Below are 18,980 nucleotides of genomic sequence, written 5' to 3' on the forward strand. Positions count from 1 at the left end.
TAAAAATAAAGTGGTTCATGCGTCAGGCGATCTTAGCGAGCGGCTGAGCGTAACTTGCAATCTGTTCTGTCTGACCAAACCAGGCCAGCTCCTGATGCAAAGCGGCTACTTCGCCAATGATCAGTAATGCCGGTGACTGGATGTTGTTCGCTTCTATTTGCGTGGCCAGCTGGCCAAGCTCTGTGGTCACCACACGCTGTGATTTACGGGTGCCATTCTCAACGATGGCCACCGGCGTATGTTCACTGCGGCCATGGGCCAGCAGCTGAGCCTGAATATGTGGTGACTTAATCACACCCATGTAAATGGCCAAAGTCTGGTTGGGTTTGGCCAGTGATTGCCAGTCCAGTTCTTGTCCTTCTTTCTTACAGTGTCCTGTCACAAACTGAATAGCCTGCGCATGGTCGCGGTGTGTGAGTGGAATACCTGCATAAGCACTGCACCCCGCAGCAGCGGTAATACCTGGCACAATTTGATAGCGGATGTTGGCCGCAGCCAGTACCTGAACTTCTTCGCCACCACGGCCATAAATAAAGGGATCGCCGCCTTTTATACGGCAAACCTTTTTGCCTTGCTGTGCCAGTTCAACCAGCATCTGATTTGTATCTTCCTGTTTAACACTGTGGTGTCCGGCGCGCTTACCGACACAGATAAGGTCGGCATCGCGTCTGACCAGCTCCATAATTTCATCTGAGACCAGGTAATCATAAACTACCACATCGGCCTGCTGCATCAGTTGCAGCGCTTTAAGGGTTAACAGTTCCGGATCGCCCGGGCCTGCACCTACCACATAGACTTCACCTTGTGGCTCTGCGGTATCATTCAGCATATCATGCAGTTGCTGCTGCGCCCCTGTCGTATCACCGCTTTGGACTTTGCTGACAACATGCGAGTCGAACACCCGCTCCCAGAATTGACGGCGATCCGCAAAATGCTTAAAACGACCCTTGACCTTGTCCCTGAATCCGCCAACCAGCTGGGCCAGCGGGCCAATATGTTGTGGGATCAGGGTTTCGAGCTTTTCTCTTAAACGGCGTGCCAATACCGGTGCTGTGCCGGCACTGGAAATCGCAATGGTAATGGGATTGCGGTCAACGATAGACGGGAAAATAAAGCTACACTTTGGCTGGTCATCAACCACATTGACGAAAATATTGTGCGCATCCGCTGCATCTCGCACCTGCGCATTGACGTCATCGTTGTCAGTCGCCGCAATAACCAGGGCCATATTGTTAACTGCATCGGCGTTAAAGTAGGCTGTCTTCAGGTGCAGCTCGCCTTGCTCAGATAGCTGAGTAAGCTCGTCGCAAAACTCCGGCGCCAGCACGGTCACGTTGGCGCGAGCTTTAAGCAGCGCGCGGATCTTCCTTAGTGCAACTTCACCACCGCCGACGACCAGCACGGGTTTGTTGTCCAACTTGGTAAAGATAGGTAAGTACTGCACGCTGTTGCCCCTTAAACATCGTAAAACTTGATATAAGCCAACTCTGGCTTTTTCTAGAGTGGCAGAATATCCCGCGCACTGATAGGGAAAAAATAACTTAAACCCAGTTTTTATAACTAAAAGTTATATCAATCCAGTAATACAAGCTTACCTCATATATATCAAGGGGTTTAGCGTGATACTTTGAGTAGGATAACTGATATAGCTATTGGTTATGAGTTATAATTTCGACAATTTATCGTCTGAGTGCTGTGCTGAAACGATGAAATAGCGGTATTTTGTTGGTTTCGGGCTAGGTGGCAGGGCAGGTGGATCTGGCACAATAATGCATGTTCAACACAGTGCGGACAAATGTCCTGTGGTAGGGCGGGGCAAGCGGCTAACGTTGAGGTCCGACTCATATGATGCAACCATGCCCAAGAGGCTGGGGCAGTAAAAAGGAAACGAATATGAAAATGCAAGCCGTCGCACGCGAGGTGCTTGGATTAATGGATCTGACGTCGTTAAACGAGCAGGATAACGAGGCCAGTATCATTGCACTGTTAGACAGCATTCGCCCGGAGCTTGGGCTACCCGCAGCCGTGTGTGTGTATCCCCAGTTTGTGGCATTGTGTAAAAGAGAACTGGCGCGGCGCGGCTGGTCGCAGGTCAAAGTGGCCACAGTCACCAACTTCCCCAGTGGCAAGCAGTCGTTGCAGCAAGTGCTGGCACAGACAAAAGAAGCCTTACAGGCCGGGGCGGATGAGATTGACCTGGTGATGCCCTATCAGCAGTTACAGGCGGGCGATCCGGATACGCCCTGGCAGTATGTGCGCTCCAGCAAACAGCTGTGTGGTGCGCAGGCAAAGCTTAAAGTGATCATTGAATCTGGAGTGCTGGAAAATACGCAGCAAATAGCTCAGGCCAGTGATGTTGCCATTCTTGCCGGGGCCGACTTTATTAAAACCAGTACGGGCAAAGTACCAGTGAATGCGACGTTAGAAGCAACAAAAATCATGCTTGAGCGCATCCGAGTGTCGGGCAAACAGATTGGCTTTAAAGCGGCCGGTGGCGTTAAAAGTGTTGAGCAAGCAAGTGATTACTTACAAGTTGCAGCTGATATCATGGGTGATGACTGGCTGTGTGCGGCGCATTTCCGGTTTGGCGCATCGAGTTTGCTACAAGATGTGCATCGCCAGCTGGACTGTGCAATTTAGCGGAGCATAGAGTGAAGCGTGGGCAGGCGGTGATCCGTAACAGTGAGCGAGAAAAGCAGCAGCTGGAACATGGTGCTGCCAAACTGTTTATGCGCAGCTATGAGCGGCTCACACACACTCCGATGCGTCATATATGGCATAATCAGCCTGCCAAGCCCGATGTCAGTTGTTATCTGGGAGAGTCACAACTCGACATCGAAGTTGCCCACCTGTATGCCAGTGAAACGGAAGCCATGGCCGTGCTTGGTCGTCCACTGTCACTGTTGATGCAACGAGAACTGGCCGTGATGGCGCTGGCGCCAAGTTCACAGCGTCTCGCCACAGGTCTTTCCCGATTGCTTCTGCAAAAGGCGGGAAAGCATTATCACTCCCAGCGCGTCTGGTTATTGATCCGCAATGCCAGTCCAATGTGGCATCGTACTGATTTTGAAAGCGCATTGCCCCACTTAACGCTGCCCGCCGCCCATCCTTTCGAGCAAATTTGGTTGCTGTGTGATTTCTTCTACGGTGATCCGCTGCGTTTGTATTAACTGTGAAATTGCTCTTGTGCACAGCCTGGTTGACGCTCAGCTTAGCTGAAATTACCACAAATAGCGCTTTGCGCATCTTTTACTCTTGTTTTCAGTTTGTTCGTCAGTATAATGGGCATCCACTTTGCAGGGGCGTAGTTCCAATTGGTAGAACAGCGGTCTCCAAAACCGATGGTTGCGGGTTCGAGTCCTGCCGCCCCTGCCACTCTAACAATCAGTCCAAATCTAAAATAATGGGTCTTGTCATCACCGCTTATTTGTAAATTTGGATTGAAATGGATTAACCCTGTTTTATGCAGGGTTGTTGTGTCTGTATTTAAGGTAAAAATAAATTATGAGCACTAATGTTGAAAACCCGTCTAGCTCGATGGACACGGTAAAGTGGTTGCTGGTTGCAATTTTGCTAACTGGCGCAGTGGTTGGTAACTACATGTACGCTGATATGTCAGTATTGATCCGCGCGATTGGTGTTGTGGTGGCTGTAGGTGCCGGACTGGGCATTGCCGCAACAACAGAGAAAGGGCGTACCTTTATCGCTTTTGCTAAAGAGTCTAGAATTGAGGTTCGCAAAGTAGTTTGGCCAACGCGTCAGGAAACAACACACACGACCTTTATCGTGATGGCTGCGACAGTTGTTATGGCGCTGATCCTGTGGGGATTAGACGGCATTCTGTTCCGCGCCGTTGGTTTTTTAACCGGCTTGACCTTTTAATAGGCTAGCGTTTTAACTGGATTGGAGATCTGATCCCATGTCGGATGAGAACAAAGAAAAGAAATTACGTTGGTACGTAATTCAGGCGTTTTCAGGTTTTGAAAAGCGCGTTGCTCAAACCATTATTGAGCACATTAAAATCGAAGGTCTGGAAGACTACTTCGGTGAAGTACTAGTCCCAACTGAAGAGGTTGTGGAGATGCGTGCCGGACAAAAACGTAAGTCTGAGCGTAAATTCTTCCCGGGCTACGTGTTAGTTGAAATGGTGATGGATGATGCATCCTGGCACCTGGTCAACAGTACACCGCGTGTGATGGGCTTTGTGGGTGGTACGTCAGATCGTCCAGCACCAATCAGCAAAAAAGAAGCTGATCGCATTCTTAACCGTCTGCAGGAAAATGCAGAAGCACCTAAGCCAGCGACCTTGTTCGAGCCTGGTGAAGTGGTCCGTGTTATCGATGGCCCGTTTGCTGACTTTAACGGTGTGGTTGAAGAGGTGGATTACGAGAAGAGCCGCCTGAAAGTATCGGTACTGATCTTCGGTCGTTCTACGCCGGTTGACCTGGAATTTGGACAGGTTGAACAAGATAAGTAATTTTGTTGTTTAAAACAGCAAAAGTTATTGCCAAAGGCCGCTGGTTAATCTATAATCAGCGGCCTTTTTGTATGTCATTACGATGACGCGCAAAAAGTGTAATTTTTTAATTGGGAAGCCGTCTGAGTACGCGTCCTCGCGCGCACAAGGCTAAGACCCACATAACGAGGTATTATCATGGCTAAAAAAGTTGAAGCTTTAATCAAGCTACAAGTTGCTGCTGGTATGGCTAACCCTAGTCCTCCAGTAGGTCCTGCACTAGGTCAACACGGTGTAAACATCATGGAATTCTGTAAAGCGTTCAACGCACGTACAGAGTCTATCGAGAAAGGCGCACCGGTTCCTGTAATCATTTCTGTTTACAACGACCGTTCTTTCACTTTCGACATGAAAACTCCACCTGCTTCTTACCTTCTTAAGAAAGCAGCTGGTATCAAGTCTGGTTCTGGCCGTCCTAACACTGAGAAAGTGGGTACTGTTACTCGCGCTCAGCTTGAAGAGATCGTTGAGACTAAACGTCCGGATCTTACTGCTGCTGATATGGACGCAGCTGTACGCACGATTGCAGGTTCTGCACGTGCAATGGGCTTGAACGTAGAGGGGTAATTGAGAATGGCTAAATTAACTAAGCGTATGCGTACTATCCGCGAAAAAGTGGATGTTACTAAAGAATACGAAATCAACGAAGCTGTTGCTCTTCTTAAAGAACTGGCTACTGCTAAGTTCGTTGAAAGCGTAGACGTTGCTGTAAACCTGGGTATCGATGCTCGTAAATCTGACCAAAACGTACGTGGTGCAACTGTACTACCTCACGGTACTGGTCGTGAAGTACGCGTAGCGGTATTCACTCAAGGTGCAAACGCGGACGCAGCGAAAGAAGCTGGCGCTGACCTGGTAGGCATGGAAGACCTTGCTGAGCAGGTTAAGAAAGGCGAAATGAACTTCGACGTAGTTGTTGCTTCTCCGGATGCAATGCGCGTAGTTGGTCAACTAGGTCAAATCCTAGGTCCACGTGGCCTTATGCCTAACCCTAAGACTGGCACTGTAACACCTAACGTTGCAGAAGCAGTTAAAAACGCGAAAGCGGGTCAGGTTCGCTACCGTAACGACAAAAACGGCATCATCCACACCACTATCGGTAAGGTTGATTTCGACGCGAACCAGCTTCAGGAAAACCTGGAAGCACTTATCGTTGCGCTTAAGAAGGCTAAGCCTTCACAAGCTAAAGGTACTTACGTGAAGAAAGTAAGCATCTCAACGACTATGGGCGCGGGTGTTGCTGTAGACCAAGCTACTCTAAACACGCAAGTGGCTTAATTTAGAGATAAGCGTTTACATGGCGTAAAAATTAGACTATAATTTTGCGCCATTTCGTTGAGAGCTGTGCTCAAAACGAAGCAAAGAATTCGGGTTGAAGCGCATAATTTCGGCACTTTGCAGACTTTATAGTCTACAATGATCCGATAAATTGCGTTTCCGTCCAAGACCGTAGGTGTAACTAAGTTACTTAATTCCCTACGTAGACGGTGTGAATCCCAGCTAGATTTTCCTAATCTTCTGGTTCTCGCCGTAAAAAGCAGCTCTGAGTCGAAAGACAATGAGTAAAGTAGAACTGGGACACGTTCCCATCATAACCAGGAGTAACACCCATGGCTTTAAATCTTCAAGACAAAAAAGCAATTGTTGCTGAAGTCAACGAAGCTGCCAAAGGTGCTCTGTCTGCAGTTGTTGCAGATTCTCGTGGTGTAACAGTAGATGCGATCACTGCGCTTCGTAAAGAAGCTCGTGAAGCTGGCGTATGGATGAAAGTTGTCCGTAACACGCTTGCTAAACGCGCTGTTGAAGGTACTGAATATGAGTGCCTTAACGAATCGCTAGTAGGCCCAAGCCTAATCGCTTTCTCTTCAGAGCACCCAGGTGCTGCGGCTCGTATCTTCGCTGATTTCGCGAAGAAAAACGAGTTGTTCGAACTGAAAGCGGCTGCATTTGAAGGCAATGTTGTTGACGTAGACATGCTAGCTAAGCTGCCTACTTACGACGAAGCTGTTGCACGCTTAATGAGCGCTATGAAAGAAGCGTCAGCTGGTAAATTGTGTAAAACAATTGAAGCTGTACGTGTTCAGAAAGCTGAAGAAGCTGCTTAATAGCACGCTTTTTACTTTCACAAATAAATTTTTAGAACCCCATGGTTCGTGATTAATTAGGAAACTTAAAATGTCTGTAACTAAAGACCAAATCCTTGACGCTATTGCTGAAATGTCAGTAATGGAAGTTGTTGAACTAGTTGAAGCAATGGAAGAGAAGTTCGGCGTAACTGCTGCTGCTGCTGTTGTTGCTGCTGGTCCAGCTGAAGCTGCTGAAGAAAAGACTGAGTTCGACGTAATCCTAGCTGGCGCTGGCGGTAACAAAGTTGCTGCTATCAAAGCTGTACGTGGCGCAACTGGTCTTGGCCTTAAAGAAGCAAAAGCTCTTGTTGAGTCTGCTCCTGCACCTATCAAAGAAGGTGTTTCTAAGGAAGAAGCTGAAGCACTTAAGAAAGATCTTGAAGAAGCTGGTGCTGAAGTTGAGATCAAGTAATCTGGCATTTGCTAGGTTCGCTGCCTGAGCAATCAGGCAAGGGCTGGTGATTATTTAATCACCGGCCCTTTTGCGCTATAGAGCGACGCTTTCCTGTTGCGCAATAAATTCCTATGTTTTTTCTTATTTTTCAATTTGTTAGTAGTATTTTGAAAGTGAGTGACTCGTAGGACGACAATTAGATGTTGTTATCATGGCTTAGATGCCAATGAAGTCTGTTCTCCATGAACAGGTTGGGTCAAAGATCAGCAAGCTGAGGAACCCCATGGCTTACTCTTATTCTGAAAAGAAACGTATCCGTAAGGATTTTGGTAAACGTCCACAAGTTTTGGACATACCTTTCCTTTTGCAAACGCAGTTGGAATCGTTCAAAAAGTTCATTACACCGGACGCTGATGGTGATACCGGACTGGAAGCGGCATTCCGTTCTGTGTTCCCGATCAAAAGCTACTCGGGCAATTCTGAGCTTCAATACGTCAGCTATCGTATTGGAGAGCCAGTATTCGATGTAAAAGAATGTCAAATTCGCGGTGTGACTTTTTCTGCTCCACTTCGCGTAAAACTTCGTCTTGTGCTAATGGACAAAGATGCACCAGGCACAGTCAAAGACATTAAAGAGCAAGAAGTTTACATGGGCGAAATCCCGCTCATGACTGACACAGGTACTTTTGTTATCAATGGTACTGAACGTGTTATCGTTTCTCAGCTACACCGTTCACCTGGTGTATTCTTTGATAACGACCGTGGTAAATCACACTCGTCGGGTAAAGTACTATATAACGCACGCGTGATCCCTTACCGTGGTTCGTGGTTAGACTTTGAATTCGATGTAAAAGATAACCTGTTTGTACGTATCGACCGTCGTCGTAAACTGCCTGCGTCAATCATTCTGCGTGCCCTTGAATTCTCAACTGAAGAAATTCTTGGCATGTTCTTCGAAACCACGACGTTCGAAGTGACAAACGGCAAAGTAATGATGGAGTTGGTACCATCTCGACTGCGTGGTGAAACTGCTGCCTTTGATATCAAAGATGCAGACGGTGAAGTCCTGGTTGAACAGGGTCGTCGTATCACAGCCCGTCATATAAAAACAATCGAGAAAAAGGGCATTGACCAGTTAGAAGTACCGCATGAGTACATCATTGGTCGTGTGGTTGCGAGAAACTACATCGATGAGTCAACGGGTGAGATCATTGCAGAAGCAAATGCTGAGCTGTCTCTGGAGTTGATGGCTGAGCTGGTTAAAGCAGGTCACACTAAAATCGATACCCTGTACATCAACGATGTAGACAGCGGTGCCTACATGTCGGAAACGCTGCGCATTGACAGCACAGCAAACCGTCTTGAAGCACTGGTAGAAATCTACCGTATGATGCGCCCGGGTGAGCCACCAACAAAAGAAGCAGCAGAAGCCTTGTTTGACAATCTGTTCTTCTCTGACGAGCGTTATGACTTGTCAACGGTTGGCCGTATGAAGTTCAACAGCCGTGTTGGTTATGACACTGACACAGGCCCAGGCACGCTGAGCAAAGAAGACATTGTTAGCGTGATGAAGGTGTTGATCGACATCCGTAACGGTAAAGGTGATGTGGACGATATCGACCACTTAGGTAACCGTCGTATCCGTTCTGTAGGTGAAATGGCAGAGAACCAGTTCCGCGTAGGTCTGGTACGTGTTGAGCGTGCTGTACGTGAGCGTCTGAGCTTAGGTGATCTGGACAACGTAATGCCTCAGGATCTGATCAACGCGAAGCCAATTTCTGCTGCCGTTAAAGAATTCTTTGGTTCTTCACAGCTGTCTCAGTTCATGGACCAGAACAACCCGCTGTCAGAAGTAACGCACAAGCGTCGTATTTCTGCACTTGGTCCGGGTGGTCTGACACGTGAACGTGCTGGCTTCGAGGTTCGAGACGTACACGTAACGCACTACGGTCGTGTTTGTCCAATCGAAACGCCTGAAGGTCCAAACATCGGTCTGATCAACTCATTGTCTACGTACGCACGTACTAACGATTATGGTTTCCTTGAAACCCCATATCGTAAAGTGGTTGACGGCGTTGTGACTGATGACGTTGATTACCTGTCTGCAATTGAAGAAGGTCAGTTCGTAATCGCACAGGCGAACACTAACCTGACTGAAGCAAACCAGTTTGCAGAAGAACTGATCCCATGTCGTTACAAAGGTGAATCAACCTTTATGCCAAGCGACAGCATCCAGTATATGGATGTATCTCCACAGCAGGTTATCTCTGTGGCAGCGGCACTTATCCCATTCCTTGAACACGATGATGCGAACCGTGCATTGATGGGATCGAACATGCAACGTCAGGCTGTACCAACACTGCGCGCAGATAAGCCGCTGGTAGGTACAGGTATCGAGCGTACGCTGGCAAAAGACTCTGGTGTAACCATTGTTGCTAAGCGTGGCGGTGTGGTGAAGTATGCTGATGCGAGCCGTATCGTTGTTAACGTGAACGAAGAAGAGCGCGTACCTGGTGAAGCGGGTATCGACATCTACAACCTGACGAAATACACCCGCTCTAACCAGAACACCTGTATCAACCAAAAGCCAACTTGTATGGTGGGTGAGCCGGTTGTCCGTGGTGACGTACTGGCGGATGGTCCTTCGACTGACCTGGGCGACCTGGCTCTTGGTCAAAACCTGCGCGTGGCATTCATGCCGTGGAATGGTTATAACTTCGAGGATTCAATCCTACTGTCAGAGCGCGTTGTTCAGGAAGATCGTCTAACTACGATCCACATCCAGGAACTACAGTGTATTGCGCGTGATACTAAGCTTGGTCCAGAAGAGATCACGGCTGATATCCCGAACGTTGGTGAGTCTGCGCTAGGTAAGCTGGACGAATCAGGTGTTGTATACATCGGTGCTGAAGTAAAAGGCGGCGATATCCTGGTTGGTAAAGTAACACCAAAAGGCGAAACTCAGCTGACGCCAGAAGAAAAGCTACTACGTGCTATCTTCGGTGAAAAAGCGTCTGACGTAAAAGACAGCTCACTGCGTGTGCCTAACTCTGTTTCTGGTACAGTTATCGACGTTCAGGTCTTTACCCGTGATGGCGTAGAGAAAGACAAGCGTGCGCTGGAAGTTGAAGACATGCAGCTTCGCGAAGCGAAGAAAGACTTCAACGAAGAGTTCCGTATCCTTGAAGGCGGTGTACTGACACGTGCGCGTGATCTGCTGGTACGTGCTGGTCTGAGCGAAGAGAAGATCGCTGAACTGAACGCTGAAAAACTACTGACGCAAAGCCTGGCTGACGAAGAGCAGCAAGCTGAATTAGAGCAACTGGCTGCGCAGTACGACGAGCTGAAAGCTGAATACGATAAGAAGTTTGAGAACAAGCGTCGCAAGATCACCCAAGGTGATGATCTGGCGCCGGGCGTACTGAAGATCGTTAAGGTTTATCTGGCTGTTAAACGTCGCATCCAACCGGGTGATAAGATGGCGGGTCGTCACGGTAACAAGGGTGTAATCTCGACTATCGTGCCTGTTGAAGACATGCCTTACGACGAAAAAGGTCGTACGGTAGACATCGTTCTGAACCCACTGGGTGTACCATCGCGGATGAACATCGGTCAGATCCTGGAAACTCACATGGGTCTTGCTGCACGTGGTATCGGTGAGCGCATCGAAGACATGATGAAAGAGCAACGTGAACTTCACGAAATGCGCGACTTCATCAAGAAAGCTTACGAAATTGGTGATTGCCGTCAGAAAGTCGATATTGAAAACTTCTCTGATGATGAGATCCGTCGTTTGGCGCACAACCTGAAAGGCGGTTTGCCAATCGCAACACCTGCGTTTGACGGTGCACGCGAAGCTGAAATCAAAGACATGCTAGAGCTGGGTGGTTATCCAAGAAGCGGTCAGGTAACCCTGTACGATGGTCGTACCGGTGACGCATTCGAGCGTCAGGTAACGGTTGGCTACATGTACATGCTGAAACTGAACCACCTTGTTGATGACAAGATGCACGCACGTTCTACCGGTTCTTACAGCCTGGTTACTCAGCAGCCGCTGGGTGGTAAGGCACAGTTCGGTGGTCAGCGTTTCGGTGAGATGGAGGTATGGGCACTTGAAGCATACGGTGCTGCCTACACGCTACAGGAAATGCTGACAGTTAAGTCGGATGACGTAAATGGTCGTACTAAGATGTATAAGAACATCGTAGACGGCAACCATAAGATGGAGCCGGGCATGCCGGAGTCGTTCAACGTATTGTTGAAAGAGATCCGCTCGCTGGGTATCAACATCGAATTGGAAGAAAGTTGATCCGCCGGGCCGCGTAAGCGGCCCAGACCGGACTGAAAAGAATGTAGGGGCAAGCCTGGCTTGCCCTCAAGATTAACTCCGACAGGAGAGCTAAGGTGAAAGACTTACTTAAGTTTCTGAAGCAACAAAATAAGACCGAAGAATTCGATGCAATTCGCATTGGTCTTGCTTCGCCGGACATGGTGCGTTCATGGTCCTATGGTGAGGTAAAGAAACCTGAGACAATTAACTACCGTACTTTCAAGCCTGAGCGTGACGGCTTATTCTGTGCCCGTATCTTCGGCCCAGTAAAAGATTATGAGTGTTTGTGTGGTAAGTACAAGCGCTTGAAGCACCGTGGTGTGATCTGTGAAAAGTGTGGCGTTGAAGTTACACTGACTAAAGTACGCCGTGACCGCATGGGTCACATTGAACTGGCCAGCCCAGTTGCCCACATTTGGTTCCTAAAATCATTGCCGTCTCGTATTGGCCTGATGCTAGACATGACGCTACGTGACATCGAGCGTGTACTTTACTTCGAATCATTCGTTGTAACTGAGCCTGGCATGACAACGCTTGAGCGTGGTCAGCTGTTAGGTGAAGAAGAGTACCTGGATGCACTGGAAGAGCACGGTGACGAGTTCGAAGCTAAGATGGGTGCCGAAGCGGTACTTGATCTGCTGCGCGACCTGGACCTGGGTCAACTGATCGCAGAAATGCGTGAAGAGCTGCCAACTATCAACTCTGAAACTAAGCGTAAGAAGATTACTAAGCGTCTTAAGTTGATGGAAGCGTTCCACCAGTCAGGTAACAACCCTGAGTGGATGGTAATGAGCGTACTACCAGTTCTGCCACCTGATCTACGTCCATTGGTACCACTGGATGGTGGTCGTTTCGCGACGTCTGATCTGAACGATTTATACCGTCGTGTTATCAACCGTAACAACCGTCTTAAGCGTCTACTTGACCTGGCGGCACCAGACATCATCGTACGTAACGAAAAGCGTATGTTGCAAGAAGCGGTCGATGCACTACTAGATAACGGTCGTCGTGGCCGTGCGATCACTGGTTCTAACAAGCGTCCTCTGAAGTCGCTTGCAGACATGATCAAAGGTAAGCAAGGTCGTTTCCGTCAGAACCTGCTAGGTAAGCGTGTTGACTACTCTGGCCGTTCTGTAATCACAGTAGGTCCTACACTGAAACTACATCAGTGTGGTCTGCCTAAGAAGATGGCACTTGAGCTATTCAAGCCATTCATCTACGGCAAACTAGAACGCCGCGGCATGGCGACGACCATCAAAGCTGCGAAGAAGATGGTAGAGCGCGAAGTACCAGAGGTTTGGGACGTACTTGATGAAGTGATCCGTGAGCACCCAGTTCTTCTGAACCGTGCACCAACACTTCACAGACTAGGTATCCAGGCGTTTGAACCGGTACTTATCGAAGGTAAAGCAATCCACCTGCACCCGCTAGTGTGTGCGGCGTATAACGCTGACTTCGATGGTGACCAAATGGCGGTACACGTACCGTTGACACTGGAAGCACAGCTTGAAGCACGTGCGCTGATGATGTCGACCAACAACATTCTGTCTCCTGCGAACGGTGAGCCAATCATCGTACCTTCACAGGACGTTGTATTGGGTCTTTACTACATGACGCGTGACCGCATCAATGCAAAAGGTGAAGGCATTGTCTTCAAAGATGCGAAAGAAGCTGAAAAAGCTTACCGTACTGGCGCAGCAGAACTACACGCACGCGTAAAAGTACGTATCGCAGAAGTCCACATTGATGGCGAAACAGGTGAGCGTAAAGACGTAACTGAAGTGGTTGAAACCACAGTTGGTCGTGCCATCCTGTCTTTGATCATGCCAACTGGCCTGCCGTTTGAGCTTATCAACCGTGCGCTGGGTAAAAAGCAGATCTCTGGCCTGTTGAACGAGTGTTACCGTCGTCTGGGTCTGAAAGATACTGTTATCTTTGCTGACCAGGTGATGTACACCGGTTTCCACTACGCGATGAAGTCGGGTGTTTCTATCGGTATCAACGATATGGAAATCCCACCTACGAAAGCAGGTATCATCGAAGCGGCAGAAGCTGAAGTTACAGAAATCAACCAGCAATTCCAGTCTGGTCTTGTAACTGCGGGTGAGAAATACAACAAAGTTATCGATATCTGGTCACGTGTTAATGAAAACTTGTCACGTGAGATGATGGCGAACTTGTCGAAAGACACCGTTGTGAATGCAAAGGGTGAAGAAGAAGAGCAAGACTCTTTCAACTCAGTGTTCATGATGGCCGACTCGGGCGCACGTGGTAGTGCCGCTCAGATCCGTCAGCTAGCTGGTATGCGTGGTCTGATGGCACGTCCGGATGGTTCAATCATCGAAACACCGATCACCGCGAACTTCCGTGAAGGTCTGAACGTACTACAGTACTTCATCTCGACGCACGGTGCGCGTAAAGGTCTAGCGGATACCGCACTTAAGACAGCGAACTCGGGTTACCTGACTCGTCGTCTGGTAGACGTAGCACAAGATTTGGTCATCAACGAAACCGATTGTGGTACCCTTGAAGGTACTGTGATGAAGCCGCTGATTGAAGGTGGTGACGTTGTAGAACCACTACGCGAGCGTGTATTGGGTCGTGTTGTTGCTGAAGACGTGGTTATCCCTGGCACTGAAGAAGTGCTGGTTGAACGTAACGTGATGCTTGATGAGAAGCTGTGTGACCTGTTAGAAGAGCACTCAGTGGACGAAGTAAAAGTACGTTCAGTTATCACCTGTGAAAATGACTTTGGTGTGTGTGCTAACTGTTACGGTCGTGACCTTGCACGTGGCCACATCATCAACGCGGGTGAGTCTGTTGGTGTTATCGCGGCACAGTCAATCGGTGAGCCGGGTACCCAGCTTACGATGCGTACCTTCCACATCGGTGGTGCGGCATCTCGAGCGTCTGCAGAAAACAGCGTACAGGTTAAGAACAACGGTAGCATGAAGCTGCACAATGCGAAGTTCGTAATCAATACCGACGGTAAGATAGTGATCACCTCACGTTCAACCGAAATTACGGTTATTGACGAGCAGGGCCGTGAGAAAGAGCGCTACAAAGTGCCTTACGGTGCCGTATTGGCAGTGAGTGACGGTGCAGAAGTAAAAGGTAACGACATTGTCGCGACCTGGGACCCGCACAGTCACCCAATCATCATCGAGCACGAGTCTAAAGTATCGTTCAGCGACATCGACGATTCGAACACAGAAGCACAGACAGACGAATTAACTGGTCTGACACGTGTGGTTGTTAAAGACCTTGCTAAGGTAAATGCGAAAGAGCCTAAGCTTATCATTGAAAATGAAGAGCGTGGCCTGCAGGAAATTCGTCTGCCTTCGTTCACTACCATCGAAATCACAGATGGTGCAACGGCTCAGCCGGGTGACGTACTGGCACGTATTCCTCAGGAAGGTTCGAAGACACGTGATATCACGGGTGGTCTACCTCGAGTTGCTGACTTATTCGAAGCGCGTAAGCCAAAAGATCCAGCAATCCTGGCAGAAATCACAGGTACCGTTAGCTTTGGTAAAGAAACCAAAGGTAAGAAGCGCCTGGTGATCACGCCGGAAGAGGGTGATGCATACGAAGAAATGATCCCGAAATGGCGTCAGCTGAACGTGTTCGAGGGTGAGCAGGTATCTAAAGGTGAAGTTATCGCCGATGGTCCTGAGTCTCCGCACGACATCTTACGTCTGCGTGGTGTGACTGACGTATCTAACTACATCGTAAACGAAGTACAAGAAGTATATCGTCTACAGGGTGTAAAGATTAACGATAAGCACATCGAAACCATCATTCGTCAGATGCTACGTAAATGTATCATCATCGATGGTGGTGACAGTGAGTTCCTGGCAGGTGAGCAAGCCGAAGTGGCGCGCGTTAACATCGCAAACCGTGAGCTAGAGAAACAAGGTAAGATCCCAGCTAAGTTCGAAATTCAGCTGATGGGTATTACCAAAGCCTCACTGGCAACAGAGTCTTTCATCTCTGCAGCCTCGTTCCAGGAGACAACACGTGTCCTGACTGAAGCGGCAGTAAATGGTAAGAGTGATGAGCTACGTGGTCTGAAAGAAAACGTTATCGTGGGTCGTTTGATCCCAGCGGGTACCGGTTTCTCTTACCACCTAGATCGCATCAACCGTCGTAAGCAAAATGAAGCTGCAGTTGAAGAGCAGACAGTAAGTGCCGAAGAAGCATCTCAAGCACTGACTGACGCACTAAATGCAGACTTGCTTGGCGGCCAAGACTAAAATTGACGAAAAACGCGTCAATTGCAATAAAAAGGCAGCTTTAACGCTGCCTTTTTAGTTGTTTTGGTTGACAGGTTAAACTTTGCTCATTAAAATTCCGCCACCCATTTATTCGTTCGAATAACCGAACGCTTAAAATGGCGAAATTTGATTTTTTCAGTAGTAATTTTATTAATTCAGGAGCTATTTAATGGCAACTATTAACCAGCTAGTACGTAAGCCACGTCGCAGCAAGGTTACTAAGAGCAACTCAGCTGCTCTTAAAGCTTGTCCTCAAAAGCGTGGTGTATGTACTCGTGTATATACAACTACACCTAAGAAGCCAAACTCTGCACTACGTAAAGTAGCGCGTGTTCGTCTAACGAACGGCTTCGAAGTAACATCTTACATTGGTGGTGAAGGCCACAACTTGCAAGAGCACAGTGTTATCCTAATCCGTGGTGGTCGTGTTAAAGACTTACCAGGTGTGCGTTTCCACACAGTACGTGGCGCGCTTGACTGTGCTGGCGTAAATGACCGTAAACAAGGTCGTTCTAAGTACGGTGCAAAACGTCCTAAGGGCTAATGGTTCTCCGTTAGTAAGGCCAAGCACTTAAGTTTTAATTTATATATTTTGTTTTGGGAATTCGTCGTAGTAAGACGAACCTGAAGATACCGGAGAGAGAAAATGCCTAGAAGACGCGTAATAGGTCAACGTAAAATTCTTCCAGATCCGAAGTTCGGATCAGAGCTTCTTGCTAAATTCGTAAACGTAGTAATGCTAGACGGCAAGAAGTCTACTGCTGAAAAAATCGTATATGGTGCGCTAGACGTGGCTGCTGAAAAATCAGGCAAGTCGCACCTAGAAATCTTCGAGTCTGCACTTGATAACGTACGCCCACAGGTTGAGGTTAAATCTCGCCGTGTTGGTGGTTCTACGTACCAAGTACCAGTTGAAGTACGTCCAGTTCGTCGCAACGCACTAGGTATGCGTTGGTTGGTTGAAGCTGCACGTAAGCGTGGCGAGAAATCAATGGGCCTTCGTCTGGCTCAAGAGATGCTTGACGCTGCTGACAACAAAGGCACTGCGGTTAAGAAACGTGAAGACGTTCACCGTATGGCTGAAGCGAACAAAGCATTCGCTCACTACCGTTGGTAATCTGCCCGAGACCTTTAAGAGGATAATATGGCACGTACAACTCCTATTGAGCGCTACCGTAATATCGGGATCTGTGCTCACGTAGATGCGGGGAAAACCACCACCACGGAACGTGTACTTTATTACACGGGCCTGTCTCACAAAATTGGTGAGGTACATGATGGTGCCGCAACTATGGACTGGATGGAGCAGGAGCAGGAGCGTGGTATTACCATTACTTCTGCTGCGACCACGTGTTTCTGGAAAGGGATGGATGCTCAGTTTGATGAGCATCGTATAAACATCATCGATACTCCCGGACACGTAGACTTCACCATCGAAGTAGAACGTTCATTACGTGTACTAGATGGGGCTGTAGTCGTATTATGTGCTTCATCAGGTGTACAACCACAAACGGAAACCGTTTGGCGTCAGGCGAACAAGTACGAAGTACCTCGCATGATTTTCGTCAATAAAATGGACCGTACCGGCGCAGATTTTCTCGCCGTTGTGGATCAGGTGAAAAAGCGTCTTGGCGCTACGCCTGTGCCAATTCAGCTACCAATTGGTGCTGAAGATGAATTTAAAGGTGTTATTGATCTCATCAAGATGAAAGCCATCAACTGGAATGCTGAAGACCAGGGGATGACTTTCAACTACGAAGAGATCCCGGCAGAACTTCAGGAGCTGGCAGAGGAGTGGCGCGCAGAGCTACTCGAATCAGCCGCAGAAGCTTCTGAAGAGCTAATGGACAAATATCTTGAAGAAGGTGAACTGAACGAGGCCGAAATTAAGGCCGCGATCCGTCAGCGTACATTGAACAATGAAATTGTTCCAATGACCTGTGGTAGTGCGTTCAAAAACAAAGGTGTTCAGGCTGTGCTTGATGCTGTTGTTGAATACATGCCATCTCCAACTGAGGTTAAAGAGATCCAGGGTATCCTGGAAGATGAAAGCGAAGCAACGCGTCCTGCGGACGACAGCGCACCGTTTTCTGCTCTGGCGTTTAAGATCGCCACCGACCCATTTGTTGGTACGCTTACCTTCTTCCGAGTTTATTCCGGCACAGTAGGTCAGGGTGACTCGGTTTATAACCCAGTTAAAGGCAAAAAAGAGCGCTTTGGACGTATCGTTCAGATGCACTCAAACTCGCGCGAAGAGATCAAAGAAGTTCGCGCCGGGGACATTGCTGCTGCAATTGGTCTCAAAGACGTTACCACAGGTGACACGCTTTGTGCCCATGATGCTGTTATCACATTAGAGCGTATGGAATTCCCAGAGCCTGTGATTTCAGTGGCAGTAGAGCCTAAGACCGTTGCTGACCAAGAAAAAATGGGTATCGCGCTGGGTAAACTGGCGGCGGAAGACCCGTCTTTCAGAGTTGAAACCGACGAAGAATCAGGCCAAACCATCATTTCAGGTATGGGGGAACTCCACCTGGATATCATCGTAGATCGTATGAAACGTGAATTCAGTGTTGAATGTAACGTAGGTAAGCCACAAGTTGCTTATCGTGAAACGATCCGCGGTTCGGTTGAAGCCGAAGGTAAATTCGTACGTCAGTCAGGCGGACGCGGCCAGTATGGTCACGTTTGGTTGAAGCTCGAGCCTATGGATGTTGCTGATGAAGACGCGCCAATTTACGAATTCGTAAACGAAATCGTAGGCGGCACGGTTCCTAAGGAATACATTCCTGCGGTTGACAAAGGCATCCAGGAGCAGATGAAGCAAGGTGTTCTTGCGGGTTATCCTATGCTGGGTGTGAAAGCTACCTTGTTTGACGGCTCGTTCCACGATGTCGACTCAAATGAGATGGCGTTTAAGATTGCCGGCGCAATGGGCTTCAAGAAAGGTGCGCTTGATGCGCAGCCTGTGATTCTTGAGCCTGTTATGAAGGTAGAAGTCACCACCCCTGAAGCAAACATGGGTGATGTCGTTGGCGACCTCAACCGTCGTCGAGGCATAATCGAAGGTATGGAAGACTCATTTGGTGGTCTGAAGCAAGTTAATGCTCAGGTACCGCTGTCTGAAATGTTTGGTTATGCAACCGATCTTCGTTCTGCAACACAAGGTCGAGCTTCGTACTCAATGGAATTTTCCAAGTACGCAGAAGCGGCGAAAAACGTTGCTGACGCAATTATTGCAGCTCGCGCTGTTAAGTAATTTTAGTTCGGTCCGGTCTTAGGGCTGGACTTTAATTTCTTTATAGGAATTTTGAAAATGGCAAAAGAAAAGTTTGAA

14 protein-coding genes and 1 tRNA gene are annotated in these 18,980 nt (G+C 48.4%); 14 read left to right on the forward strand and 1 reads right to left on the reverse strand.

Annotated features, from left to right (window positions below; translation table 11 throughout):
• Positions 1-22: 22 nt before the first annotated feature.
• Positions 23-1,444 (reverse strand): siroheme synthase CysG, encoded by a 1,422-nt coding sequence (cysG, locus tag C3B51_RS06670; protein ID WP_130244547.1) that lies wholly within the window; start codon positions 1,442-1,444, stop codon positions 23-25.
• A gap of 449 nt (positions 1,445-1,893) precedes the next feature.
• On the opposite strand from cysG, the gene deoC reads away from it, so the two are divergent.
• The 14 genes from deoC (at position 1,894) to fusA (ending at position 18,902) form a co-directional block, all read left to right on the forward strand.
• Positions 1,894-2,640, forward strand: a complete 747-nt coding sequence (gene deoC / locus C3B51_RS06675) for a deoxyribose-phosphate aldolase (protein WP_130244548.1) — start codon at positions 1,894-1,896, stop codon at positions 2,638-2,640.
• Positions 2,641-2,669: 29 nt separating this feature from the next.
• A complete protein-coding gene (locus C3B51_RS06680; protein WP_130244550.1) occupies positions 2,670-3,170 on the forward strand; it encodes a hypothetical protein in 501 nt (166 codons plus the stop codon).
• A 128-nt stretch (positions 3,171-3,298) separates the two neighbouring features.
• Positions 3,299-3,375 (forward strand) — tRNA-Trp (locus C3B51_RS06685).
• A gap of 129 nt (positions 3,376-3,504) precedes the next feature.
• Positions 3,505-3,882 carry a preprotein translocase subunit SecE gene (gene secE / locus C3B51_RS06690; protein WP_046003845.1) on the forward strand — a complete coding sequence of 126 codons (378 nt, stop codon included), beginning with the start codon at positions 3,505-3,507 and terminating at the stop codon, positions 3,880-3,882.
• Between the two features lie 37 nt (positions 3,883-3,919).
• Positions 3,920-4,477 carry a transcription termination/antitermination protein NusG gene (nusG, locus tag C3B51_RS06695; protein WP_046003846.1) on the forward strand — a complete coding sequence of 186 codons (558 nt, stop codon included), beginning with the start codon at positions 3,920-3,922 and terminating at the stop codon, positions 4,475-4,477.
• A 177-nt stretch (positions 4,478-4,654) separates the two neighbouring features.
• Positions 4,655-5,083 carry a 50S ribosomal protein L11 gene (gene rplK / locus C3B51_RS06700; protein ID WP_010387320.1) on the forward strand — a complete coding sequence of 143 codons (429 nt, stop codon included), beginning with the start codon at positions 4,655-4,657 and terminating at the stop codon, positions 5,081-5,083.
• 6 nt (positions 5,084-5,089) lie between these two features.
• The gene (gene rplA, locus C3B51_RS06705) at positions 5,090-5,794 is read left to right on the forward strand and encodes a 50S ribosomal protein L1 (protein ID WP_010387319.1); all 705 of its coding nucleotides are present in this window, start codon (positions 5,090-5,092) and stop codon (positions 5,792-5,794) included.
• Between the two features lie 332 nt (positions 5,795-6,126).
• On the forward strand, positions 6,127-6,621 hold the full coding sequence (gene rplJ / locus C3B51_RS06710; protein ID WP_125720144.1) for a 50S ribosomal protein L10: 495 nt from the start codon (positions 6,127-6,129) through the stop codon (positions 6,619-6,621).
• Positions 6,622-6,691: 70 nt separating this feature from the next.
• Positions 6,692-7,054, forward strand: coding sequence for a 50S ribosomal protein L7/L12 (gene rplL / locus C3B51_RS06715; RefSeq protein WP_022944288.1), 363 nt, complete (start codon positions 6,692-6,694; stop codon positions 7,052-7,054).
• Between the two features lie 265 nt (positions 7,055-7,319).
• On the forward strand, positions 7,320-11,345 hold the full coding sequence (rpoB, locus tag C3B51_RS06720; protein WP_125720142.1) for a DNA-directed RNA polymerase subunit beta: 4,026 nt from the start codon (positions 7,320-7,322) through the stop codon (positions 11,343-11,345).
• 95 nt (positions 11,346-11,440) lie between these two features.
• A complete protein-coding gene (rpoC, locus tag C3B51_RS06725) occupies positions 11,441-15,622 on the forward strand; it encodes a DNA-directed RNA polymerase subunit beta' (RefSeq protein ID WP_125720140.1) in 4,182 nt (1,393 codons plus the stop codon).
• A gap of 190 nt (positions 15,623-15,812) precedes the next feature.
• Positions 15,813-16,187: a 30S ribosomal protein S12 gene (gene rpsL / locus C3B51_RS06730; protein ID WP_010387308.1), complete on the forward strand. Its 375-nt coding sequence runs from the start codon at positions 15,813-15,815 to the stop codon at positions 16,185-16,187.
• Between the two features lie 102 nt (positions 16,188-16,289).
• Positions 16,290-16,760, forward strand: coding sequence for a 30S ribosomal protein S7 (rpsG, locus tag C3B51_RS06735; RefSeq protein WP_046003850.1), 471 nt, complete (start codon positions 16,290-16,292; stop codon positions 16,758-16,760).
• Positions 16,761-16,787: 27 nt separating this feature from the next.
• Positions 16,788-18,902 carry an elongation factor G gene (gene fusA / locus C3B51_RS06740; RefSeq protein WP_054016908.1) on the forward strand — a complete coding sequence of 705 codons (2,115 nt, stop codon included), beginning with the start codon at positions 16,788-16,790 and terminating at the stop codon, positions 18,900-18,902.
• Positions 18,903-18,980 lie beyond the last annotated feature (78 nt).

Source organism: Pseudoalteromonas rubra, assembly GCF_004212645.1.
Lineage (GTDB): Bacteria > Pseudomonadota > Gammaproteobacteria > Enterobacterales > Alteromonadaceae > Pseudoalteromonas > Pseudoalteromonas rubra_G.